General features: G+C 50.9%; 21 protein-coding genes. 7 read left to right on the top strand and 14 right to left on the bottom strand.

What is annotated here, in order from left to right; all coding sequences use genetic code 11:
* The 3 genes from A3193_RS05400 to A3193_RS05390 all read left to right on the top strand — a co-directional run bounded on the left by A3193_RS05400 (nucleotide 1) and on the right by A3193_RS05390 (nucleotide 3,475).
* Nucleotides 1-693 carry an exonuclease domain-containing protein gene (locus tag A3193_RS05400; protein WP_069014263.1) on the top strand — a complete coding sequence of 231 codons (693 nt, stop codon included), beginning with the start codon at nucleotides 1-3 and terminating at the stop codon, nucleotides 691-693.
* Between the two features lie 177 nt (nucleotides 694-870).
* The gene (acs, locus tag A3193_RS05395) at nucleotides 871-2,817 is read left to right on the top strand and encodes an acetate--CoA ligase (RefSeq protein WP_069005157.1); all 1,947 of its coding nucleotides are present in this window, start codon (nucleotides 871-873) and stop codon (nucleotides 2,815-2,817) included.
* Between the two features lie 82 nt (nucleotides 2,818-2,899).
* The gene (locus tag A3193_RS05390) at nucleotides 2,900-3,475 is read left to right on the top strand and encodes a hypothetical protein (protein WP_069014262.1); all 576 of its coding nucleotides are present in this window, start codon (nucleotides 2,900-2,902) and stop codon (nucleotides 3,473-3,475) included.
* A gap of 589 nt (nucleotides 3,476-4,064) precedes the next feature.
* Here the strand turns inward: A3193_RS05390 and A3193_RS05380 are convergent.
* Nucleotides 4,065-4,640: a hypothetical protein gene (locus A3193_RS05380; RefSeq protein ID WP_069005154.1), complete on the bottom strand. Its 576-nt coding sequence runs from the start codon at nucleotides 4,638-4,640 to the stop codon at nucleotides 4,065-4,067.
* Nucleotides 4,641-4,810: 170 nt separating this feature from the next.
* A complete protein-coding gene (locus A3193_RS20525; protein ID WP_069014261.1) occupies nucleotides 4,811-5,077 on the bottom strand; it encodes a hypothetical protein in 267 nt (88 codons plus the stop codon).
* Between the two features lie 130 nt (nucleotides 5,078-5,207).
* Between A3193_RS20525 and A3193_RS20520 the strand changes: the two genes are divergently transcribed.
* Nucleotides 5,208-5,792, top strand: a complete 585-nt coding sequence (locus A3193_RS20520) for a DUF1521 domain-containing protein (protein ID WP_069005152.1) — start codon at nucleotides 5,208-5,210, stop codon at nucleotides 5,790-5,792.
* Between the two features lie 353 nt (nucleotides 5,793-6,145).
* Here the strand turns inward: A3193_RS20520 and A3193_RS05365 are convergent, their stop codons facing one another.
* From A3193_RS05365 to A3193_RS05350, 4 genes are all read right to left on the bottom strand, one after another.
* Nucleotides 6,146-6,547, bottom strand: coding sequence for a hypothetical protein (locus tag A3193_RS05365; protein WP_069005151.1), 402 nt, complete (start codon nucleotides 6,545-6,547; stop codon nucleotides 6,146-6,148).
* Nucleotides 6,548-6,755: 208 nt separating this feature from the next.
* Nucleotides 6,756-7,214 carry a GNAT family N-acetyltransferase gene (locus tag A3193_RS05360; protein WP_071933780.1) on the bottom strand — a complete coding sequence of 153 codons (459 nt, stop codon included), beginning with the start codon at nucleotides 7,212-7,214 and terminating at the stop codon, nucleotides 6,756-6,758.
* 458 nt (nucleotides 7,215-7,672) lie between these two features.
* The gene (locus A3193_RS05355; RefSeq protein WP_069005149.1) at nucleotides 7,673-8,167 is read right to left on the bottom strand and encodes a protease complex subunit PrcB family protein; all 495 of its coding nucleotides are present in this window, start codon (nucleotides 8,165-8,167) and stop codon (nucleotides 7,673-7,675) included.
* 12 nt (nucleotides 8,168-8,179) lie between these two features.
* Nucleotides 8,180-10,777, bottom strand: coding sequence for a S8 family serine peptidase (locus A3193_RS05350; protein WP_069014260.1), 2,598 nt, complete (start codon nucleotides 10,775-10,777; stop codon nucleotides 8,180-8,182).
* 226 nt (nucleotides 10,778-11,003) lie between these two features.
* On the opposite strand from A3193_RS05350, the gene greB reads away from it, so the two are divergent.
* Nucleotides 11,004-11,555: a transcription elongation factor GreB gene (gene greB / locus A3193_RS05345; protein ID WP_349675612.1), complete on the top strand. Its 552-nt coding sequence runs from the start codon at nucleotides 11,004-11,006 to the stop codon at nucleotides 11,553-11,555.
* 125 nt (nucleotides 11,556-11,680) lie between these two features.
* On the opposite strand, the gene A3193_RS05340 is transcribed toward greB, so the two are convergent.
* From A3193_RS05340 to mtoX, 4 genes are all read right to left on the bottom strand, one after another.
* On the bottom strand, nucleotides 11,681-12,232 hold the full coding sequence (locus A3193_RS05340) for a TlpA disulfide reductase family protein (RefSeq protein WP_235614904.1): 552 nt from the start codon (nucleotides 12,230-12,232) through the stop codon (nucleotides 11,681-11,683).
* A gap of 106 nt (nucleotides 12,233-12,338) precedes the next feature.
* Nucleotides 12,339-12,905, bottom strand: coding sequence for an SCO family protein (locus tag A3193_RS05335; RefSeq protein ID WP_083218570.1), 567 nt, complete (start codon nucleotides 12,903-12,905; stop codon nucleotides 12,339-12,341).
* Nucleotides 12,906-14,864, bottom strand: coding sequence for a cytochrome c peroxidase (locus A3193_RS05330; RefSeq protein WP_069014258.1), 1,959 nt, complete (start codon nucleotides 14,862-14,864; stop codon nucleotides 12,906-12,908).
* A 93-nt stretch (nucleotides 14,865-14,957) separates the two neighbouring features.
* The gene (gene mtoX / locus A3193_RS05325) at nucleotides 14,958-16,346 is read right to left on the bottom strand and encodes a methanethiol oxidase (protein ID WP_069005145.1); all 1,389 of its coding nucleotides are present in this window, start codon (nucleotides 16,344-16,346) and stop codon (nucleotides 14,958-14,960) included.
* A gap of 825 nt (nucleotides 16,347-17,171) precedes the next feature.
* Here mtoX and A3193_RS05320 point away from each other — a divergent pair.
* The gene (locus A3193_RS05320; RefSeq protein WP_069014257.1) at nucleotides 17,172-17,789 is read left to right on the top strand and encodes a TetR/AcrR family transcriptional regulator; all 618 of its coding nucleotides are present in this window, start codon (nucleotides 17,172-17,174) and stop codon (nucleotides 17,787-17,789) included.
* Nucleotides 17,790-17,856: 67 nt separating this feature from the next.
* On the opposite strand, the gene A3193_RS05315 is transcribed toward A3193_RS05320, so the two are convergent.
* Both A3193_RS05315 and A3193_RS05310 read right to left on the bottom strand, forming a co-directional pair.
* Nucleotides 17,857-18,852 (bottom strand): serine/threonine protein kinase, encoded by a 996-nt coding sequence (locus tag A3193_RS05315; protein ID WP_069005143.1) that lies wholly within the window; start codon nucleotides 18,850-18,852, stop codon nucleotides 17,857-17,859.
* Between the two features lie 89 nt (nucleotides 18,853-18,941).
* Entirely contained in the window at nucleotides 18,942-19,823 is an 882-nt protein-coding gene (locus tag A3193_RS05310) for a class I SAM-dependent methyltransferase (RefSeq protein ID WP_069005324.1), read from the bottom strand.
* 363 nt (nucleotides 19,824-20,186) lie between these two features.
* Here A3193_RS05310 and A3193_RS05305 point away from each other — a divergent pair, with 363 nt between their 5' ends.
* On the top strand, nucleotides 20,187-20,798 hold the full coding sequence (locus A3193_RS05305; RefSeq protein WP_414630434.1) for a thiopurine S-methyltransferase: 612 nt from the start codon (nucleotides 20,187-20,189) through the stop codon (nucleotides 20,796-20,798).
* A 31-nt stretch (nucleotides 20,799-20,829) separates the two neighbouring features.
* On the opposite strand, the gene A3193_RS05300 is transcribed toward A3193_RS05305, so the two are convergent.
* Together A3193_RS05300 and arfB are read right to left on the bottom strand one after the other, a co-directional pair.
* Nucleotides 20,830-21,366, bottom strand: coding sequence for a YaeQ family protein (locus A3193_RS05300; RefSeq protein WP_069014256.1), 537 nt, complete (start codon nucleotides 21,364-21,366; stop codon nucleotides 20,830-20,832).
* A gap of 134 nt (nucleotides 21,367-21,500) precedes the next feature.
* The gene (gene arfB / locus A3193_RS05295; protein ID WP_069005140.1) at nucleotides 21,501-21,917 is read right to left on the bottom strand and encodes an alternative ribosome rescue aminoacyl-tRNA hydrolase ArfB; all 417 of its coding nucleotides are present in this window, start codon (nucleotides 21,915-21,917) and stop codon (nucleotides 21,501-21,503) included.
* Between the last annotated feature and the right edge of the window lie 299 nt (nucleotides 21,918-22,216).

Genomic DNA, 22,216 nt, shown 5'->3' with positions numbered 1-22,216 from the left:
ATGTTAAGTCGATTCCTCAGCAAAGAGTCTCAACGTAAACGGGCCCTGAAGAAGGCCGACGGTGGCGTGTATCATGACTACCTGTCTACACCGATGGTCGATAAGAACACAGTTTGTGAAGATCTGGTTATCGTTTCACTCGATCTCGAAACTACAGGACTCGATCCGAAAAAGGATAAGATTCTCAGCTATGGATTTGTCGAAGTCAGCCACATGACTGTCAGACTGGCCCACTCAAGCCATCAGCTGATCTCCATCGAAGAAGAGATCCCTGAGGAGTCGGCGGTAATCCATCAGATCACCGATGACCAGGCAGCCACCGGCATCCCACTGGAAGAGGCGATGCCGATCCTACTCCGTCAATTGGCGGGTAAGGTGATGCTGGTCCACTACGCCTCGATTGAACAGAATTTTCTCGATGCGGCCTGCCGTAAACTCTATGGGGCACCATTTGTGATCCCGATCATTGACACCCTTGTATTGGCAAGACGGCTTTTTGAGCGACGAAATCACACCTTTCAACCGGGGAACCTTCGTCTGTTCAACCTGAGGCCTCAGTACAATTTACCGAATTACAAGGCACACAATGCCTTAAGTGATGCTGTTGCCACAGCTGAGCTGTTTCTTGCTATGGCGACAGATATGTTTCCTAATCCCAGTCAATGCCAACTGAGACGTTTTATAACGCAATGACAAGGAATAGAATAAGGGGTTGAGCAAAAAGCAATAAATAGGGTTTTTAACGATCATCACTGAACCCTAGCGTGCTTGATATAAAGCAATGCCTAATAACCACAAGCATTGTTTAAATAACAAGCTGAAGCCTAACCCGGCAGTTGATAACGAAAAACCACCATTGAGGAGAATTCAATGTCTGAAAACAAGGTCTACCCCGTCCCGGCTGATTTTGCAGCCCAGGCCAACGTTAACGATGCCCAGTATCAAGAGATGTACCAACGTTCCATCAGCGATCCAGAAGGATTCTGGTCTGAACAGGCTGATCAGTACATCAGCTGGTTCAAGAAGTGGGATAAAGCGCTGGATTGGAGTTTTGGCAAAGACGATTTGCATATTGAGTGGTTCAAAGGTGCAAAACTCAACGTCTCATACAACTGTCTTGATCGCCACCTGGAAAGCCGGGGGGACCAGGTTGCGATCATCTGGGAAGGTGACAACCCGGATGAGTCCCGCAACATCACCTACCGTGAACTGCACCAGGAAGTTTGTAAGTTCTCCAATGTCCTGAAGTCACGTGGCGTCAATAAAGGGGACCGGGTCTCCCTCTATCTGCCGATGATTCCGGAAGCGGCGGTTGCGATGCTGGCCTGTACCCGTATCGGTGCGGTGCACTCCATTGTCTTCGGTGGCTTCTCTCCCGATGCACTGCGTGACCGAATCCTCGACTCCGACTGTAAAGTGGTGATCACCTCCGACCAATCGATGCGCGGTGGTAAGAAAGTGCCATTGAAGGCCAATGCGGATAAATCTATTGCCCAATGCCCCAATGTTCACACCAGTATCGTTGTGCAGCGTGGTGGCGATCCGGTTGAATGGGATAGTGATCGTGATGTCTGGTATCACGAGGCGATGGCCGATGCCTCTGATGACTGTCCGGCTGAAGAGATGGATGCGGATGATCCGCTGTTCATCCTCTACACCTCAGGCTCCACCGGCAAGCCGAAAGGCGTGCTGCACACCACCGGTGGCTATCTGCTGCAGGCAGCCATGACCCACAAGCTAGTATTCGACTATAAGGATGGTGAGGTCTACTGGTGTACCGCCGATGTGGGCTGGGTGACCGGTCATACCTACATCGTCTATGGCCCGTTGACCAATGGTGCCACCACCCTGATGTTCGAAGGCATCCCGACCTATCCGGATATCTCACGCTTCTGGCAGGTCTGCGACAAGCACAATGTTTCAACCTTCTATACCGCACCGACCGCCATCCGCTCTCTGATGGGTGCCGGTGAAGAGCCGGTGAAGAAGACCAAACGCTCAAGCCTGCGCCTGCTCGGCACCGTTGGCGAGCCGATCAACCCCGAGGCCTGGGAGTGGTACTACCGGGTGGTCGGTGATGAACGCTGCCCGATCGTTGACACCTGGTGGCAGACCGAAACCGGAGCCCACATGCTGACCCCTCTGCCTGGCGCAACACCGCTGAAGCCAGGATCTGCCACGCGTCCATTCTTTGGTGTCGAGCCCGTATTGCTGGATGACCAGGGTAATGAAATCGAAGGCAATCCGGCCGAAGGCAACCTGGCCATCAAGCAACCATGGCCTTCCATGATGCGTACCGTATATGGTGACCACAAGCGTTTCTTCGAAACCTACTTTGCCATGTATCCGGGGTACTACTTCACTGGTGACGGCGCCCGTCGTGATGAAGACGGCTATTACTGGATCACCGGACGTGTGGATGACGTGCTCAATGTATCCGGCCACCGTTTGGGTACTGCGGAAATTGAATCTGCTCTTGTGTTACATGATTCAGTTGCTGAAGCAGCGGTTGTCGGTTATCCCCATGACCTGACTGGCCAGGGCATCTATGCCTATGTCACCCTGATGGCTGGTACAGAGGGGACAGATGAACTGAAAACCGAACTGGTGAAGCTGGTCCGCTCTGAAATCGGTCCGATCGCCAAGGTCAATTTGATTCAGTGGTCACCCGGATTGCCGAAAACCCGCTCCGGTAAAATCATGCGTCGTATTCTGCGCAAGATTGCCGCCAATGAGTTGGATACCCTGGGGGATACCTCAACCCTGGCGGATCCCAGTGTGGTCGATAATCTGATCGACAACCGAGAGAACCGATAGTCCGGCATCCCTGACTGAGGGCGGTGTTGATCACCGCCCTCTTCACCCATCACGCTTCAACGATCTCGGAAACAGCCATCAGATGAATTTTAAAGTGCCGACTCTTTATAAACGCCTGCTGGCATTCGTAGCAGTGATCGGACCGATTTTCTGGTTGGTTTTCACCGAAGACGGACAACGCCGAACCGATACGGTGGTATTGACCCTTTGGGGTGAGGATGAGATCAAACTGAATCTTCAGGCTCTGGATAACCAGGTCACCGAAGAGGAGTTCATGAAAGTCTTTCCCGACATCGAGTGGCAGTGTCAGGATCAGGTAAGTCCCTTTGGCAATCGCCTTTGTGCTTCAAAAATCGGTGTCTTCAACGGTATTCCGGCCCACTATGTGACTGTCTTTTTCCATGACAAATGGGTCAATGGCGTAAAAATCGGATATCGTAAAAACTACCACACCCAGCTCAAGACCCAGCTCTGGCATCAGATGGGCAGCCCCATTGCAGAAGGTTCGGATCAACCACAAGTGAAACGAGGCCCCGACAGCGTACTGCACTGGTCAACCAACACGGGTCATGTGATCCTTAAAGAGGAGCTGGCAGAGAATGAGGAACCCTCATTGATGTGGTTACCCTTCTCAATGCTACCCAACAGCTCTTCTTAATTTCTCAGTCTTTAACCGCACCCTAGCAACCGTATACCTGATCGTATTGGCTATTCATGATCGTAAATCACCATTACGACTCGCTTTGAGAGAAGACATATATGTCCACAGATGAGTCCATTCATATGAAAGCGGACGCAGACATGATGGATATGCGAAGTGCATTGATCAGGACCCTCCCAGCTCCAATGCAATTTGCCGTGCAGTCGAGAAATCACTCTCGCCACTATCCAGCTTTTGGATAGCTTCCAACTTGATCTGCTTTGTCGGCAGCTTAGATAACCGGCAGGATTTCAGGCACTCACACCTAATGGCCGGTTAATTCTTAGTATTTATTGAATTGAGATGTTTGATGGTATCTCTGGTCAACCAGATAAAAAAACCGATGCAAACGGCACTCAACATGGCATACAGCCAAAACTGAATCTCAAACCATTGATAGTGGGGCTCGAGTTGTTCAAAAGCTGTCTGCCAGGCATTGAACAGGGATAACTGCGCAAAATAGATTCCCAGGACAAGTGAGCCCAAAGCCATGATGGCTCTCAAAAAGAATCGGGGATGTTGAGCTGGCCCGGATGACATTCGGCTGTTACTTCATCGGTATTTGAGGACCGGTCCTACAACGGTTGACCACACTGTAGGCATAACTCTGACAATTATTGTGTAAGCCGAAACCGCCTTGGGATTGGTTGAGCTCATTATCAAGAATTCCATTCACACAGGATTCATCGACATTATTCATTGCCATACAATACTCTGGCATATCCTGGGAGTGGTCGATCACATAGGTTTCGGTAGCGTAGGGACTCTCATAGACTTCACCGGGCAGTGCATCGGGATTTCCACCAAGTCCCACATCCCTGGTATCTGTCCGCACCCAACAGTGTTCCACAAGGCCCATGGCAATCTGAGCGGGACGGCAACAGATCTGTACATTGTCCTGCTTCGGAGAGTGTTTAACAGAGTTACTCACTTCCTCCGCCGCCGCCATAGTGTCTGAAGGCTGCCCGAGTGCGCGATCCAATTCGGTAGGGGTGGATTTCAAACGATCTTCGGTCGTCATACCATCCAGCGCTTGGGTAGATTGGGACGGCTCTGCGCCACGACTGTTTCCATCGCCTGACTGACCGACGCCACCGGAAGCACCTGATATACCTTCAGTCATAACCGTTTACCTTTCCCTGATTTATGAATACCGACTGTACTCAAAATCTCTGTTAATCAAAAAACTAACACTTGCATTGCGATTTCGCTACTAGGGATAACGCGTACTAGGGACATTCCCAGCTTGTTGAGATTGGCTTCGGATGAATAATGAGTTTGGAGTTTTAAATATCAATTACAAAGGAGTGTCAGCATGTCGTCTTTACCCCCGATGAATGGACTCGCAAGCGCCGGGTTAAGCGCACTATCGGACAAGCAGGGCTCGATGAACTTCTCACTGCCCTCACTATTCAAAATACGTTGCGGCAGAACCCCCTTGCCCAAGCCCCATATGCCGCAACTGCCGGCTTGCATGCCAGGACCAAAGCCACCCTGTCCGTCCGGAGGAGAGCTGCCTTTTCCACCAATGCCTGGACCACCCATACCTCCCCCTTTCATACCTTGTCCTCCAGGACCCACACCGCCGACTCCCTGTCCGCCTGAACCGGCTCCTCCAGAGCCTGGTCCTGAGCCATGTCCTCCTGAGCCATGCCCTCCTGAGACATGTCCAAGCGACCAGGAATGGACTGTGACTCAGCCGTGTGACGGTAAGGCGACCATCGGCCTTGGCGACAAATATGAGCTGGTCCTGAATGAGAACAAATCACAGATCGTCGTTCGCAACAAAGAGACCGGGGAAGAGACCAACATTTGGGGTGATCCCCATGTGGATTGGAATGGTGACGGCAAAACCGACGTGAATTTCTGGGAAAAAACCACCTTTCAACTGGAAGATGGCACCAAGATCACCATCGACACAGAGAAATTCAAAAACAACGACATGTTTGTTGCCAATGACATTACTATCACCAAAGGCGACAAAGTGATCCAGGTAACCGGCCTGAGTCAGAATGAAAAGGGTGATATGCAGATTCACCAGAGTGACCGGGGTGGGCAGTTGATGGATCTGTTGGTCACGGATGGTTTTGTGGTTCAGGAAAATGCCGACGGAGAAGGTTGGATCAATCCAGAAACCGGCGAGATGGCCACTCAAGAGGATTTCAATATCACCAAACCGGGTGCAGAGAAACCCTATGAGTTCAGCCAGGAGTTCGGCCGTGCCCTGGGGCTGTTCCTGAACACAGGTCTCATGAATTGGAACTGGGATCGCTGATCTCAGACAATCTGTAGAGCTGACACCCCCCTGCTACGGCAGGGGGCGTATAGATAATCCCATACCACCAGAATCGCCAGTTCTGAAACTCACAATTTGGATCCAAAATCTTCAGTTAGGTTGTGATTTCAATACTGGCAGGTATGACCTTCATCTGTTGGAAGTTCCCGGCTCCTGACAGATGCCAGGATGGTCAAGAGTTTTCCCCATATTCCCGTTTGCCTTTGGCGAGTGTTTGCGGTGATCGGCCTCTCTTTGAGGCCATTAGCAGACTGACCTCAACAAGCGATAAGGTGTGATCCCGCTACAGCCGTAAGCGCACAGGACATCAGGAGCAGTTATTCTCGGGTGTCTTAAATGAGACTTCTAGCGTCGAGAGAATTATCAAATCCGTTCAGTGATTCAGCTAGAAACAGTTTGAAATGTCTCATGATCTGTTTGGGTATACGTTGCTCAGCGGTTAATCTCAGATCATGCAGTTCCTGCATGATTCTGGCATCACTTTGCGTTCTGGCTTTGTCTATGAGGTTGTGCACAACCTGATCGAAAATCAAACCTGGGCGATCCTTGACCACACCGTAAATCGCAATCAGCGTAATCTGCTCTTCCAATCCCAACTTGCTGTGATTATCAAGAATTGCCAGCATCTGCGCTGTGACACAATCGATCTGCAGCGGGTCGAGTGAGACATTCTCAACCCACAGTGCAGCTGGATGGGGGGCATCCAAGCCCGCAATAGCGTTCTTCGATAGCATAGTTTTACCCGTCTACCTAAAATCCTTTGTAATCTGCATCGAAACGGTCAGGAGCCAATCAATTTTCGGGTATTGATAGGAGCTCCCTGAGCCCAACAAACACAGTGCTTCCTTGTCCTGCAATTATCCTAAACTCACACACTTTACGCAACTGCTAACCCGGTGATGAAAAGTGAATTATTGTATTGCCGGGTTAATAGTCGAACCGCTACTTACGACGAAGTACATTTAAATTGATCTCCTGCCATCCCTGTTTTTTATAGAAATCGAGGGCTAATCGATTATCCCGGTCAGCAACCAGTTGAACTCTTTTTACCCCCCGGTTCTCCAGCCACTGGTTAATATGGGATAACAGTAACTCTCCAATACCCTGACCGCGATGGTCGGTGTCGACTACGAGATCCTCCAACCAAGCAACCAACCCTCCCTCAGCAGTGGATACGACCAGCTGCAGGGTCGCCATCGCGACAACCCCCTGATTATCATTTCTGACAACAAAGATCTCTGCTGATTCAGACTCCTGCAGCAGTTCCAAACCCCGTCTTTGTTTATCCGGATCCACATTGAAATCCGCTTCAATTGAAAACAGCTGTCTCAGCAGATCGACCATTTTGTCAAAGTCACTCCTCTCTACGGAAGAGATGGTAAAACGGCTGTTACTGCTCATATGTCATGCCCTTTTGCTCAGCTGTCTCTATTAAAAGCTATTCCTGATATCAGATACAAGGTGACTTGATCAATCCGTCACTCCGAACAATCTCAATCCATTCATCTCTCATCGCTGGATTGGTCAACAGAACTGGGAGATCATAAAGAGAATTCATCAAAGCTTCTGTACTCCTATTGACAGTAGACCAAGAGTCACAATAGGGCATTCATCAATGCGAGTTTACAAGCCAGGCTGAGATTGCCCTGACTCTTGAAAAACAATCCATTTATTTCCGGTTGAAAACGGATAATCTGCAGGTATCTTCGGGAAAAGCACAGGGGGGTGTGAGTAATCGGTAGCGGGGAGTGAAAACCACCAAGCATTTATCGACCCGGTAAAAAGTGAGATTACCGGGTCGATAAGCTGTCAGCTTGATGTCAGCATCAATGGCTGTTTGATAAGTTCAGTTTATCGCGCTAAGGCAGATCCAGGCTGTGTTTCAGATTACCCTCTTCATCAACCACTGCCAGACGAGTGTAATCACCTTTGGCAACTTTCAGATAGAGACATGGAAAGGTAATCATCTGCACCTGTGCCATGCCAGGCTCCGGCTTACTCCACTGCAGCGCCAAAGTTGCCGTCTGTTCCTCAATCGCCAACTTGTCAGAGAGCAGTTTCAAAGCATAACCACCACTAGGCTGCTGTCCCATATCGACCCGGACCAGCCAGCTCTCTTCCGCGTCAGATTTGCCCTCCTCGCCAGGCTTGAGGGACTTATCACTCATCACCACGCCGCCGCCGACGTTTTTGATGATCCCCTCCTTGACCAGCTGCATACCGGCCGCCTGGTTATTGGAGCAGACAACACCGTCTTTGACGACGGAAACTGAATTATCCTGGGTATTGCATGCGGTCATAGTGATACAAAGGGCTGACAGCCCCAGCCATTTCAATGTGTTAAAACGTTTCATTTTTTATCCCTCTCAGTCCTGACGTGGGTAAACCATCAGCTCTTGAACACTCTCTTCCGCAGACAGAGCGTTGGAAGTCGGTGTCTGATACTCGTAGGTAGCTGAAAAATCCAGCCCATTTTGTGCCCCGGACCCAACAGTAATGACATTGGGTTGGGAGAGAGTGGGATAGGCACCACAGGACTCACCGTTATCACAGATCAGATTATCCATATCCATATCTGATCCGGCAACAATGTAGTAGTCACCTGAACTCACATTACTGAAACTGTAACTACCACTGCCTGTATTGGTATTCACTTCATCCTGTTGAACAGGCTGACTGGTTGCATTGTCGACCAGCAGTACATAGTGTCGACCGGCGTCACCGGAAATCGAACTATCCAATACCTGCATGATCACATTCACATCGACGCTGGAGGTTCCGGCACTCACCTGGATGGTACCTGTATAGGTTGCCGGTGAGAGGCCACTGCGGTCGACACTGACGGTGTAACTGCCGATACCCGAACCATTCACCTGATTTGCCGCAACCGACAACCAGGAGATGTTTTCAGTGATCTGGACAGTACCGACAGAACCGCCAATCTCTTCCACAAACAGAGAGGTGGACTGCAGTGAATTGGAGAAGTTGAGGCTCTGCGGATTGACACTCAATGAGGGATCAGTGGGTGTGTTACCACCACCCCGCTGTTGTGCGGCCACCACGGCTTTGTAGGCATCGATCAGACCATGTCCGTAAAGGTCGTCCCGGCCACTGTTGCCGATGTCGTTCGTCAGCTCCCCTGAGGAGAGCATGCTGTCGAACTCGGCCGGTGTCAGACCAGCGTAGACAGATTTCATCAATGCGGCTACACCCGCCACATGAGGTGCCGCCATCGAGGTGCCCTGGTAGAAGTTGTAGGTGAAGCTGGTGCCGCCCTGGGAGTCATCACCCAGGGTACTGAGCACACCGTCAGATCTACCGTCACCATCCACGTCAGCCTGAGTGTTACCGCCAGGGGCAGCCACATCGATCTCAGTACCGTAATTCGAATAGGGAGCCCGGGTACGACTCTGATCAACCGAGCTTACCGAGACCACACCGGTGTAGGATGCGGGATAGGCGAGTTGTGAGGTGTTTTCATTACCTGCTGCGGCAATCACGATAACACCGGCATTGCGTGCCGCGGTAATCGCATCAAAACTGGCCTGGTCGGGCGAAGCGCCACCCAGACTCATGTTGATGACATCCGCTCTTTGGCTCGGTGTTGTACCGGATGCATTGGACAGGCCGGCTGAGAAGAGAATGCCCTCGATGATATCGCTACTGAAACCACCCTGCTTGCCCAGCACACGGATCGGCATGATTCGCACATTCCAGGCCACACCGGCAACACCTGTGGAGTTGTTACTTCTGGCGGCTACGGTTCCGGCTACGTGGGTACCATGAAAACTGGACACCCCGTTCTGGATCTCGTCACCCGCATCGTCCGGATTGGCATCGATGCCGTCCCCGTCGTTTGCATTCCCGGCATCGGAAATGAAGTCATAACCGGCCACCAGCTGCTGACTTAAATCAGGATGGTTCAACAACACGCCGGTATCGATGACCGAGACGATGACGCTGGTATCACCGGTGGTAATGTCCCAGGCCTGTGGCAGATTGATCTGATTGTAGTGCCACTGCAGACTGTAATACTCGTCATTCGGTGTCGCCGAGGCGTGATAGATGTAGTTGGGCTGAGCATAGACCACGTCGCTTCGCTGGTTGAGCTCTTTGATCGCCATGATGGTATCCAGCTTCAGCTGAGCTTCGCTGTCCATCTGAGCATAAATGCCAGGACGGGCAGCCGCACTACTGACGAACTGATCATTCAGAGTCAGTCGCTGAATGCCGATCTCATTCTCCGGGGATTGGCTGAAGCTGTAATGGCTGAGGCCGGTATCCAGAGCTTTCGCCTGGGCGGAAGCACTATCAAACTTGACCAGTACCTCACCGGGTACAAAATCATCGGTGATGCTCATGCCGCCTTGTGGAAGGATTGAAGAGGAGGTCAAACCAATGGACAAGAGATAGTTTGAGGCTCCACTGTAGGCGTGCACGATGACATAGTACTGTCCATCGGATGGCACCACGATGGTTTCGAATTTTGATGTACCGATTGAACTGGCGACTGGATTGGTCAGATCGTTCACATCAAACAGGTAGAGATCCAAGTCGACACCACCCACATCGATATCACCGATATTCAGCACCAGGGTCTGGCCCGATGTCAGATTGACCAGGTAGTAATCATCCGGATCTCCGGAAGCTCTCAGATTACCGGCAGCGCCTGTCCCGGCCACATTGACATAACCACCGATATTGACAGGGTTGGGTACGGACTGTGCATTGTTCGCCGGCTGATTGGCGACGGGCGTGGTTTGATCATCATTGACATCACTGTCGGTTACCACATAGCCAGGAACTGATATCAGACCGCTGATACTGCCGCTGGTACTACCACCATCGCCACTATCACCTCCGTCGTCATCATCCGAACCACCGCCACCACCACCGCATGCTGCAATGATCCCGGAAACCAGCAGGGTTAGAAATATTTTTGACAGTTTTTCTGTGAGTTTCATCTTTGCCACGCCAATTGTCCCCTTGTTATATAAATCCGTTATGATTTGTATCTGGCTGATTTTAGAGTATTCAAACTTCATTTCAATGGTGAATATGTCACCTTGATCCCATGAATTGGTGATTGTGCAATACTAGTGTTTGTTAACAACATTCCAAGTAAGGATGATTGGTTTTGTATTAACAGGCCCTGAATGAAGTTAATTTGAAGAATTGGATTCTTATTCTTTGGCCAGTAACAAATTCTTAACAGTCACACTCTCAGTCAAACAGACCATGGGAAGATACAGACCACCTGCTCCACCGAAATCACCCTATATCACCCGACAGGGATATGAAAGCCTGAAAACTGAACAGCAGGGATTGTGGCTGCGACGCCGGGACGTGACCAAAGCCTTGGCGGCAGCTGCAGCCGAAGGTGACCGGTCAGAAAATGCAGAGTACATCTACCGTAAGAAAGAGCTTCGTGAGATCGACCGCAGAATCCGCTATCTGCAGAAACGACTGCCCAGTCTCAAAGTTGTCAATCAACCCCCGGCCAATTCAGAACAGGTCTTCTTTGCCGCCTGGGTTCAACTCGAATCAGAGAATGGTGAGGAACAGGAGTATCGTATCGTCGGGCCAGACGAAATCGATCGTCACCCCAGTTATATCAGCCTCGACTCGCCACTGGCGCAAGCGCTTTTGAAACGCATCCTTGACGATCAGGTTGTTGTGGAGACACCGGCCGGGGTAACCAAATACTGGATCACCGATGTACGATATGAGACGCCTGATTAGGGCCTGATCGCCCGCCCTGGTTGAAGACCCTGGATACTCAGGGAAATAGAACAGGATCTTGATTAACCTTCACAAACGCTGTGGATAATGCGGGACAGTAAAGAATCGGAAAATTTAAGCGACACTCAATAACCAGACTGTAGTGATTCGATGAGTTCAATCAGAACCGGTTGGTCCCATTCACGCTCACCAACCACCTGGTAGATGATCTGCCCCCGCTTGTTCAGTACCAAAGTGGTGGGCAGAGCTCTGACTCGCCATCGCTGACTGATACGACCACGTTCGTCCATCAGTACTTCGAAATCGATGGGATAATCACGCAGAAAAGCGTTGATCGCCTCCCGGTCCTCCCCCAGATTGATTGCCAGCATCGCCATCCCACTGGATTTCAGGCGCTCCCAGGCTCGGTTCATGGAGGGCAGCTCGGCACGGCACGGGGTACACCAGCTGGCCCAGAAGTTGACTACCACCACCTGGCCCCGGTAGTCCCGCAGCTGCTTATACTCACCATCAAGATTCAGCAACCTGAACGGCAGTGCCGGTATCGGTGCAACCGGAGAAAGGCGATGCTCAGCTGCCTCCAAGCGATTATGGGAGGATATGTTCAGCAGCAAAAAAAACAGGATCGACCAAGTCAAACCGGAAACAGCGCTGCCGAGGAGACATACCGGGTTCACCGGATACATCCAGCGCCTGAAAACCGGTCAACCTGACTGGTCGAGCCTTCGGGAAGAACAGAACGAATGTTCATTTTTAACAATTCCCTGGGACACATAATCTTGATCAACCATCCTCTGACAACATGCCCCGCACCACATCCATGATGTGTTCAACCGGCATACCATAGGGAATTACCGCCGCCAGCTCCCCCATCTGATCAATCAGGTAGAGATTGGCCGAGTGATCGATGCTGTACCCTCCCCCGGCTTTCTCATTGCGTTGATACTTCACCCGGTATTGTCGTGCCACCTGATCCACCGCTATTTCACTACCGGTCAAAGCAACGATTTCACGATTGAAATAGCCCACATAATCACGCAGCACAGCCGGGGTATCGCGAGCCGGGTCCAGAGAGACGAAAAGCCCCTGAAGCCGATCCGACTCGCTCTTCAGCGTATCGAATACCACCGCGAGTTTGGCCAGTTCCGTGGGGCAGATGTCCGGACAATAGGTATAGCCGAAAGAGAGCAGTACCAGTTTGCCCTGAAGCTGACTCAATCGAAAGGTGTCGTTGTTATGATCCGTAAGTGTGAAATCCCCACCGATCTCTTCCGTACCGGCTGATGCCATGGTCACAGACAGAATGGTGAACAGCAGCACCAGCCAGAGCTTTTTGTCGGCCCGCATCATTCAGCGTAGTTCCACTTCGCTGCCATGCACCCAGCTGGGATCCCCTTCCCCCACATCCCCTATGGGAGCGTCAAATGCATCCGCAACCAGGGTGTCCACATTACTGCCGGTCAGAGATCGCATGAAATCAACCAGATCCGATTTCTCCTGGGATGAAAGACCGAGCGGTCTGATCAATGGATCGAGTAGCTCATTGGGCACCCCACCCTGATCATAGAAATCGACTACCTCGTGCAGAGTGCTGAGCGAACCGTTATGCATATAGGGAGCGGTAAGATCCACGTTACGCAGACTGGGGGTTTTGTACTTCCAGCGATCATGAGGATTCTGAGTCACCTCATAGCGACCCACATCCGTGGGTGGTTTCTCTCCCACCTGATCGATGATCGCACGATCGATATCGATGGTAATCCCTGGGGCAACTGTCACCTGCTGTTTGTCCGGGAAAATCCTCATCGACTCGCGATAACCGATTCCGGTATTGTGCAGTTGATCATCCATGAACAGAGCACTCTGTACTCCGATTGAGTGGCAGGCGACACACCCAGCCTTACCGGTAAAAATCCCAAACCCCCGCTTTGCCGATTTGGAGAGCGATGCTTCATCGCCCGCATAACGCCAACGATCAAATGGGGAGTCAGCGGAAACCAGAGCACGCTGGTAACTGGCCAGCGCCATACCCAGTGTCTCCATCGATACACCTCTGCCATCGAAAGCCGCTTCGAACAGACCATGGTAGTCATCGATCTGACGGATTTTGTTGAGCACATAACCGATCGATGGATTGGCCATTTCATTGTTCGCCAACAAAGGCCCCCAGGCCTGCTGTTCAAGAGTCTCCTCCCGACCATCATGGAACAGCAGATTGCTGTAGGCTGAGTTGTAGACCGAGGGAGAGTTGCGTCTTACCGAACGCCCTTCGATGCCCACTGCCATGGCCAGTTCATTACTGGTAAATCCCTGTTCCGGCACATGACACATGGCACAGGAGAAAGTATCGTTGAGCGAAAGCCTGCGATCGTAAAACAGCTTTCGGCCCAAATCGATCTTCTCCCGGGACAATGGATTGTCAGCCGGTATCGGGATTGCCGGCAGTCCCAATGGGGGATTGTTGGCGATTGCCAGCAGATCCGCCTTTTCACCCTTTCTCAACGCCAAATCCTGTGAATCGGTGACGTAACTGCTGAGTTCATATCCCAGTTTGTTATCTCCCGGCTTCGAGAGCTGGGAAGTTTGCTGCGAAACCATTGCAAGCTTGATGGTCTCACCCCGCCTCTGCTCTTGTTGAAGTATTGTCTTTAAATCGTTGATGATCAGATCATGATGCAGGAAATCGACACTGTAAATGTTACGAATTTTCTTTTCTGGGTCGATGAGGAATACTCTGAGCACATGACTGTATCCCACATTCATCCTGCCACTGCTATCGGTCTCACGTAAGATCACCTGATTATAGGATTTCAGAATCGGTTCCAGGTTCTGATGTGAGGCAGTGGTGACAAACTGCCACTCACCAGCACTTCCTGCATAGCGAAAGTTATTGCCATATAGCTCCATTACCGATGGAGTATCGACTTCCGGATCAAAACTGAGACTCATCAATTTCAGCCTGCCGGCCAGCTCTTGATCCCGTTTCATGGCCGATTTGACCTTGTAAAAGACGTGAGAAGTCAGTGGGCAGCCGTTAACATCACTGCAAGTGCTGTAGATAAATGCCAGCAACACATACTTGTCATTGAAAAGCTCATACAGTGTTCGCCGTTCTCCCTCGGCAATCAGAACCTCACCATTCGATGCCTCACCTAAAGGTGGCAGCTGGTAACTGCCTACCTCAGGCAGCTTGTAAGTCAATTCACCATAACCAGGTGCGGAGATGATCGAAGGGTTGATTGAATCGGCGTCAACCGTTGATACGACGATTGCCGCAAACAGAAAAGTTTTGATAAATCGAAAAACCATACATGCTCCCAGGCGCTGACAATCCCGGCTCACAGACTTGTAACCGGGATTGTCATTTGCGGATCCCAGTCAGAGATCCGCATCGGACAGAGACTACTTGCCTGTGTTATCCAGACCGGCTACAGAGATCTGCCTATCCTCTGGTCTGACCTGACCATACAGGGAGTAGGCACCGAATCGCATCTGATGTGCCCGACCGAGTTTGAGCGCCTTGAAATCGATGGCGAACTTCTCAACCAGTTGTTCTCCATTCCACACGTAGCTCTTGAAGTACTGCTCATTGTCCTCACCCTTCTTGTCCCAGTTGGCCAGCAATGAAGAGGTGTAGTAGATACGGGTGCTGTCCCAACTGGATGAGGCCATGTTGACCTGTCGGCCGATCACCTTCTCATAGACCTGTTTCGGTTTATGGGGGTTGGTCATATCGAACAGCCGGGTCTTACCATCCATGAATGTGTTGACCCAGAGGCGACTGTCATCCGAGCTGATAGAGATATCCACCGGCAGAGGTACCTTCGAGGCATCACCGACATCGGCAACCGCTTCAGCCTGCCATTCACCCTGTTGATCCTCATAGATCAGCCAGATCTTGGAAGTCAAAGCCGTCGTGGTTACACACCAGTTGTGGTCGGGCTGCCAGGCACAGCGGATCTCCAGTGGCGCTCCGGGCACATCAAAAACCTTTTTAGGTATTTTACTGTGCAGATCCCAAAGCACCACGGTATTACCGAAACGCTTCATCGCCTCCTTATCCTGCAACATTTTGCCGAAATCCATCATGTAGTTGGACCAGCCGGTGAAAGAGGAGGTAAGCATGATGTTACGGCGAGGCAATACCCGAACATCGTAGTTGTAGCCATCGGCATACTTACCGGATTTTTCCGCACCGCGCAGATTCTGATCGGTTGGCATCCAATGGGTGGCGATATACTCGCCCTCATTGGTGTACTCAACCAACGCGGTACGACCACCGTGATCCTTATTGTTTGAAAGCCCCGTGATCATGATACGACCAGGCAATGCATAGGTCGTGTGAGGACCGACTACACCACCACTCTTCTCGACAAAGTCAGTGACGACTTTATGCAGCTTGGGTTTCGCCGGGTCGGTGTGTACATCGAAGATGAAAAGTTTGTTGGTATCGAGACCGCCTGCCCATAGATAGTGACGATCGTCGGTAAAACCTGAATGGTGCGCTTCATTGCGTCCGCCAACGGAAAGTGAATCGACCACTTTGCCGTAGTTTGCCGATTTGGGATTGACATCGACGGTTACCAGTTTGTCCTGACCATCTCCCATGCCTTCAATACCCAGCGTCCAGACATAGACAAAATCTTCCTGGCCGACAATCTTGGCCATGTAGGGTGACTGGCAGGTCTCATCGGCCTGCAGGGGAAGTGTGGCACCGAACAGGGTGGTGCCAATCGCCAGGACGGATGCCAGGGCAATGGATTTGGCAGGCTTATTTTTGAACAGCCTCATGATTTAAACCTCCTAGTGGTAATCTTTTTTACTGCTATTCAGCCTTACCTCAGCCCTGCCAACGCAGATGGCCAAACCCGGATTGACTGAAAATCCAGTCCGGGTGGGTACTACTCATAAAACTTGATTGCCAAAGATCCCTAGGCACAGGAGCCGTTCGACCCTCCGTAGTCCTGCTGCGATACAGCTGGCAGTGAGGTAAGCGGCTAAAAAGAAAATAGAATGAATATTCATTCTTGTCAAATTTTTTACTATGCTAGGGTGGTGTAAGGGTGGAAATGCCGGTTTGCAGCTTGGCCGTTTTCCCAGGGATACACCCCGGTTATAAGGCCTGACAAGAAAGGAACGGTATTCCCATTTTAAGCGCCACAACACTAAATTCAAGCCATTCACATGGTAACCGGAGGACTGCCCGGATCCAGACAATCCTCTGTATCAGGCGAGGCGAATGGCGGGCGCAGCACGACGGGACACCACGGAGAGATCTGTTTGAGACCCTTCGAGGAGTGATTTTATACCTTGGGCAACACTGGATATAATTGATCACAAATTGAATTTGACAGGACCGGAGAAGGCGAATCCAATTGGGCCTGTTGAGTCTGAAAAACGCCAATCAGGGCGTGAGGAGATAAGTTTGGCTGTTCCGTATGAACGACGAGCAATCCAGTCTGGTAGGCTTGCAGACGACGCCCCGTTAATTTCGGGAGCCGGGGTAATTTTTTCCCACTACGGCGCTACCATTCGCTCACTCCGCCTTGCTGAAGGAAACGACGGTTTCAACAGGGCTGATTGGATTCACGTTAATCGGCCCTTGCAGGTACCCACATGCTCCATTTGAAAAAAGCCGCGACGCAAGATCTACCAGTCTACGACCGCATCCTCAGTACTGCCCTCGATCTGTTTGTCGAACGTGGTTATCACAATGTATCGATTCATGACATTCAGAAGCTGGCGAATGTCAGTATCGGCTCGATCTACAACCATTTCGGGGGAAAGGAAGGGGTCGCGAAAGCCCTCTACTACCACTTGATCAGAGAGATGGAAGAGCTGGTTGCTGATGTAATCAACGAAAATCTGAGCTTTCGCGAGAGCTGTAATCGAATTATTTCACTGCTATTCGAGTATACCGAGAGCAAGCGCAATATCGTCGCCTATGTACTGCATGCCAAACACCAGGAGTTTCTGCCGGATGAGCCCCCGATCTGCAGCTCCACCCCATTTAAGACCATGCGCAATATCGTACAGCGGGGAATGGAATCCGGCGAGATCCGCGAAGGTGATCCCTGGGTGGTCGCCTCTGGTATCTTTGGCGGTGCCATACGTTTGATTCATCTGCGACTGGATGGGGTATTGAATGTCCCTCTACCTGAGCTTTACGATGAGTTGATCGATTGTATGTGGCATGGCATGGAGCCCATATCCATACAAGAAAGCGTGGCTTGAGTAGGCGATCAATCGACTCCAGGGTCAAATCCTGCAAATACCCACAAGACGCTGCCCTGTTGCCTGCTCAGCTATAGACGAGTGGCGGTTCATCCATTTTGGCAAGCTGTTCACGAAGCGTGAGGATATGGTCCTCCCAAAATCTCACTGAATCAAACCAGGGAAAGGCCGCTGGAAATGCCGGATCATCCCAGCGTTTGGCAAGCCAGCCCGCATAGTGGACAAGCCTCAGGCTGCGTAACGCCTCCAACAGATGGAGCTCGGTTGGATTGAAATCATAGAACTGGGTGTAACCGTCCAGTAAATCGGCCAGACGCTCGGTCATATAGCGTCGATCTCCAGAGAGAAACATCCACAGATCCTGCATGGCGGGCCCAGTTCTGGCGTCATCAAAATCGACGATCTGTGGTCCATCATCCCGCCAGAGAATATTTCCCGGATGGCAATCCCCATGCAGTCGGATGGTATTGAAGGAGCCCGCACGGTCATAGCAGGATTCGATTCGCAGTTGCAGATCTTTGACGATCGTCTGATAGGCGCTCAGCAGATGTTGCGGCAGAAAATCGTGCTCCAGCAGATAGTGACTGGGTTGCAATAAATAGTGCTCGATGTCGATCTCGGGGCGATGGTTGAATGTTTCAGATGCGCCCAGCATATGAATCCTGCCGATGAATCGCCCCAGCTGTTCCAGATGTGACGGATCATCCAGTTCCGGTGGGCGACCACCTCGACAGGGATAGAGGGCGAATCTGAGCCCTTGATGGTGGTGAAGTGTATCCCCGTTTTCATCAGCTGCCGGCGCGATTACAGGAATCTCCTGATCTGCCAGCGCCAGGGTGAATTCATGCTCCTCCAGGATGGCATCATCACTCCAACGACTGGGACGATAGAACTTCGCAACCACTGCAGGCCCCTCTTCCATAGCGACCTGATAAACCCGGTTTTCATAACTGTTCAGCGCCAGAAACTGTCCACTGCAGACAACCCCGGTCGACTCGATGGCATCGAGCATGGTATCCGGCGTCAGGGAGGCAAAAGCGTGTTGAAATTCAGACTCTCTCATCAACACGATTCTAATTGGAGATCGCCCTGAGAGACAATGACCGCGAACTGCCCCTAGAGCATGTTATCACTGACCAATCAGCCCAGTTGTTACCGTTTGCGTGCCAGAATATAGCGAATTGGCATGCCAACATCATCCAGTTCCAGGTCAAAACCATGCTTATCGAACAGCCCCTGTAAATCACAATTGTGCCAGGTGTTGAGAAAAGGCTCGTGAATCGATTTGGCGAACCAGCTGAAATAGAGCCCTTTCAGACCAAAGCGGCGGGTCATCTCCCAATATCCGCTATAGGCCTGGACCGGAGATGGCTCACCGATGGCCAGCAGACTGCCCGGCTCGAGTATCCGGTTGATCTCCTTCAGACTCAGCTCGAAGTACTTGATTGGCATTTCATGGAACAGAAAACCCGCAGTAGCCCCTTCAAAGCGTCGGTCAGGAAATCCCGTCTCTTCAATTATGCCCTGAACAAACTTGATATTGGGGTACTCATCAGCACCATGTTTGAGCAGATAGGGTGAAGGGTCTATGCCCCAGACATCTTCAACACCCAGTGCTTCCAACTCAGCCGCGACACCGCCACCGGAACAGCCGATATCGAGAACCCGACTGGCACCTTTGAATTCCGCAGCCAGACGTTTTCTGAGTTTTTTGATTTCACCCAACATGAAACGGTCGAAATTATTGATATAACGCCGTGTCATCGCCTTCGAGTAGTTGCCGTTGGGAAAATTGTGGAATTCCCGAAGCACATACTTGGGTATCATATCCCGTCCGGGCATGCCTTCAGGAAGCTCAACTGTGGGGCGCTTTTTAGCGGCTATCAGCCTGAGCAGGGACCAGAATCCCCTCAAACTACTGAAATTAGATAGATCAGGCCAGGCATCCGGTATCTCCATGCTCCGCCAATCCGGAACTACTGGATCCTGATTGCCACCGGGGCCCAAGTCACCAAATGATTTATCAACACTCATGCCCATCTTCAAAGATCTCCCTATCTCTATTCTCCGCAACCCTGTGGCTTGCACATCTTGTGAGCCAAAAACCCTAAAAACAGACAGTATTATACCAACCCGGATCGATTTCAAGCAATTTCCCTTGCTATTTTTTGATCAAAAAAAAGCAAATCAGATAACAAGTTAGGTGACTCTGAACCCGGTTTTTCAGAATATGTCAGATTGATTATGCTTGCCAACTTGTGCAAACAAAAACATACTCCCAGGCAAGCAAGGTGACGATCAGCAGGACGATAGATGAGCAAATCCACCACTGAACTCAGAGCTCCCAATGAGAACTGGCTGCAACGCTGGAAAGATAACAATATCGGTTGGCATCATGTGGAGTTCAATCAACATCTACTGAATTACTGGCACTCGCTCTATCTCCCGGCTGGCTCGCTGGTGCTGGCACCACTCTGCGGCAAGAGCAGAGATATGTTCTGGCTGGCTGAACAGGGTTACCGAATTCGTGGGATTGAGCTGAGCCGATTGGCAATAAGCCAATTCTTCGATGAACACAATCTCAAGCCTACTGTTGAGCAGCATGACTATTTTGAGCAGTGGCGTCAGGGACCGTTCGAGCTTTTATGTGGTGATATCTTCGACCTGGCTCAGCAGGATAATTCGGATGTTGATGCTGTCTATGACAGGGCGTCATTAATTGCACTCAATCCTCAACAACGAAAACAGTTTGCCCGCCTGATCATTGATCTGCTACCCGGTCATGCCAAGATTCTTCTGGTCACTCTGGAGTACCCTCAGGATGAGATGAGCGGTCCACCCTATAGTGTGGGCGAAGCAGAGATCCGGGAGCTGTTTGGACAAAACTTCACCATCAACCTGCTGCATCACCTCGATCTACTACAGAATACAGATCGCTACCAACACCACGGGGTCAGCCAGATGGTGGAAAAGATCTATCTGTTGAAGCCTGCTGGAAATCCCAAATAGCCAACGACCCGCTTCGTCTCCTGGCAGACGCCTACTGCCACGGTTGCAGCTCGATCAGCAAGGTTGTTTGATCGTTGCCAAGCCATAGCTGGCCCTCCTGGATGGTGGAGTGCAGCCGCATATTCCGCTCAGCGAGATTTTCCAGCTGATCCATATCCTCAAGGGTTAGATTGATCACACTCAAATTCCCGAAGCGACTGACTGTTTGCTGCATCTGCTCCCACCAGATTGAGGCACTACGCTCCGCATATGGATAGACCAGCACACGTTTGGACCTGCCACAGGCCCGTCTCAACCGCTTTTCATCCGGTTGACCCAACTCAATCCAGAGCTCGATCTCATCACTCAGACTCTTCAGCCAAAGATCGGGTTCGTCTTCGGTGCTGATTCCTTTGGTGAAGCTGAGTTGCGGATTGGCATTCAAGGCGAAAACCGCCAGTCGCATCATCATACGCTGATTGGTTTCCGATGGGTGTCTCGCCAGTGTCAGGCTATAGGTGTCGTAGTGCTGCTCATCCATATTGGATACTTGCAGTTCCGCTTTGAAGACTGTTGATTTAAGTGCCACTTTTACTGCCGTCCTATCTCTGGAGAGGTTGTATTCTGTTGAAGCCCGAACAACATGCAATGTTACCAGCTCTGGAGGCGATATTTTGAGTTGAAACAGTGATATTGCTCAGTTGACAGGCTAGAGGTTGACTCTCAATCCGTTACCTTCCGCCTCAACGCCTTCTGCTTGCCACGCCTGTTCTTAGCATCCAGGCGGCGGCGTACTGATGCCTTTGTTGGCCGGGTCTTGAAGCGTTTTTTTGGTGAAACCATTGCGCTGCTGATCATAGACTGCAGCCGTTGCAGTGCATCCCGACGGTTCTTCTCCTGATCCCGGTAACGTTGAGCCTTGATAACCACCACCCCATCACGGTTGATCCGGCTGTCAGCACGGGCCAGCAGCCGTTGCTTTATGGGCAGAGGCAGGGATGAGGCCTTGATATCGAAACGCAGATGAATTGCAGAGGCAACTTTGTTGACATTCTGACCGCCCGACCCCTGGGCATGTATCGCACTCCACTGAATCTCAGTGTGTGGAATTTCTATCTTGTCGCTGACCGAAAATGCCATTGAATTATCAAGCTAAATGTTGATGGATACCGTGCAACCATCTTAAATCTATTTCAGGGGATCCACAATTTAGCTGTAGTGACGACACAACAGGCAGTCGGTGAACCGATGTTTGGATTGAATCGGTGGGATTTATTCGCAATCGATCCACACTGCTTAACAAATAATGTGAAACAGGCTCTAAACTAATTCAAATAAGCAGACTCGAAGTTAATACCGGATAACGATGGCATTCAAGGCAAGGCCTGATTATCGATCATACCGCCAAAACCCAAAACTGGTTTTCTGGACCCTGGTAT

The organism is Candidatus Thiodiazotropha endoloripes (assembly GCF_001708965.1).
GTDB classification, from domain to species: domain Bacteria; phylum Pseudomonadota; class Gammaproteobacteria; order Chromatiales; family Chromatiaceae; genus Thiodiazotropha; species Thiodiazotropha endoloripes.
This window is presented reverse-complemented; position numbering and strand designations above follow the sequence as displayed.

Coding starts and splice junctions, on each gene's coding strand:
- A3193_RS05400 (WP_069014263.1), top strand. CDS start 1: ATGTTAAGTCGATTCCTCAGCAAAGAGTCTCAACGTAAACGGGCCCTG.
- acs (WP_069005157.1), top strand. CDS start 871: ATGTCTGAAAACAAGGTCTACCCCGTCCCGGCTGATTTTGCAGCCCAG.
- A3193_RS05390 (WP_069014262.1), top strand. CDS start 2,900: ATGAATTTTAAAGTGCCGACTCTTTATAAACGCCTGCTGGCATTCGTA.
- A3193_RS05380 (WP_069005154.1), bottom strand. CDS start 4,640: ATGACTGAAGGTATATCAGGTGCTTCCGGTGGCGTCGGTCAGTCAGGC.
- A3193_RS20525 (WP_069014261.1), bottom strand. CDS start 5,077: ATGAAAGGGGGAGGTATGGGTGGTCCAGGCATTGGTGGAAAAGGCAGC.
- A3193_RS05365 (WP_069005151.1), bottom strand. CDS start 6,547: ATGCTATCGAAGAACGCTATTGCGGGCTTGGATGCCCCCCATCCAGCT.
- A3193_RS05360 (WP_071933780.1), bottom strand. CDS start 7,214: ATGAGCAGTAACAGCCGTTTTACCATCTCTTCCGTAGAGAGGAGTGAC.
- A3193_RS05355 (WP_069005149.1), bottom strand. CDS start 8,167: ATGAAACGTTTTAACACATTGAAATGGCTGGGGCTGTCAGCCCTTTGT.
- A3193_RS05350 (WP_069014260.1), bottom strand. CDS start 10,777: ATGAAACTCACAGAAAAACTGTCAAAAATATTTCTAACCCTGCTGGTT.
- A3193_RS05335 (WP_083218570.1), bottom strand. CDS start 12,905: ATGATGCGGGCCGACAAAAAGCTCTGGCTGGTGCTGCTGTTCACCATT.
- A3193_RS05330 (WP_069014258.1), bottom strand. CDS start 14,864: ATGGTTTTTCGATTTATCAAAACTTTTCTGTTTGCGGCAATCGTCGTA.
- mtoX (WP_069005145.1), bottom strand. CDS start 16,346: ATGAGGCTGTTCAAAAATAAGCCTGCCAAATCCATTGCCCTGGCATCC.
- A3193_RS05320 (WP_069014257.1), top strand. CDS start 17,172: ATGCTCCATTTGAAAAAAGCCGCGACGCAAGATCTACCAGTCTACGAC.
- A3193_RS05315 (WP_069005143.1), bottom strand. CDS start 18,852: ATGAGAGAGTCTGAATTTCAACACGCTTTTGCCTCCCTGACGCCGGAT.
- A3193_RS05310 (WP_069005324.1), bottom strand. CDS start 19,823: ATGAGTGTTGATAAATCATTTGGTGACTTGGGCCCCGGTGGCAATCAG.
- arfB (WP_069005140.1), bottom strand. CDS start 21,917: ATGGCATTTTCGGTCAGCGACAAGATAGAAATTCCACACACTGAGATT.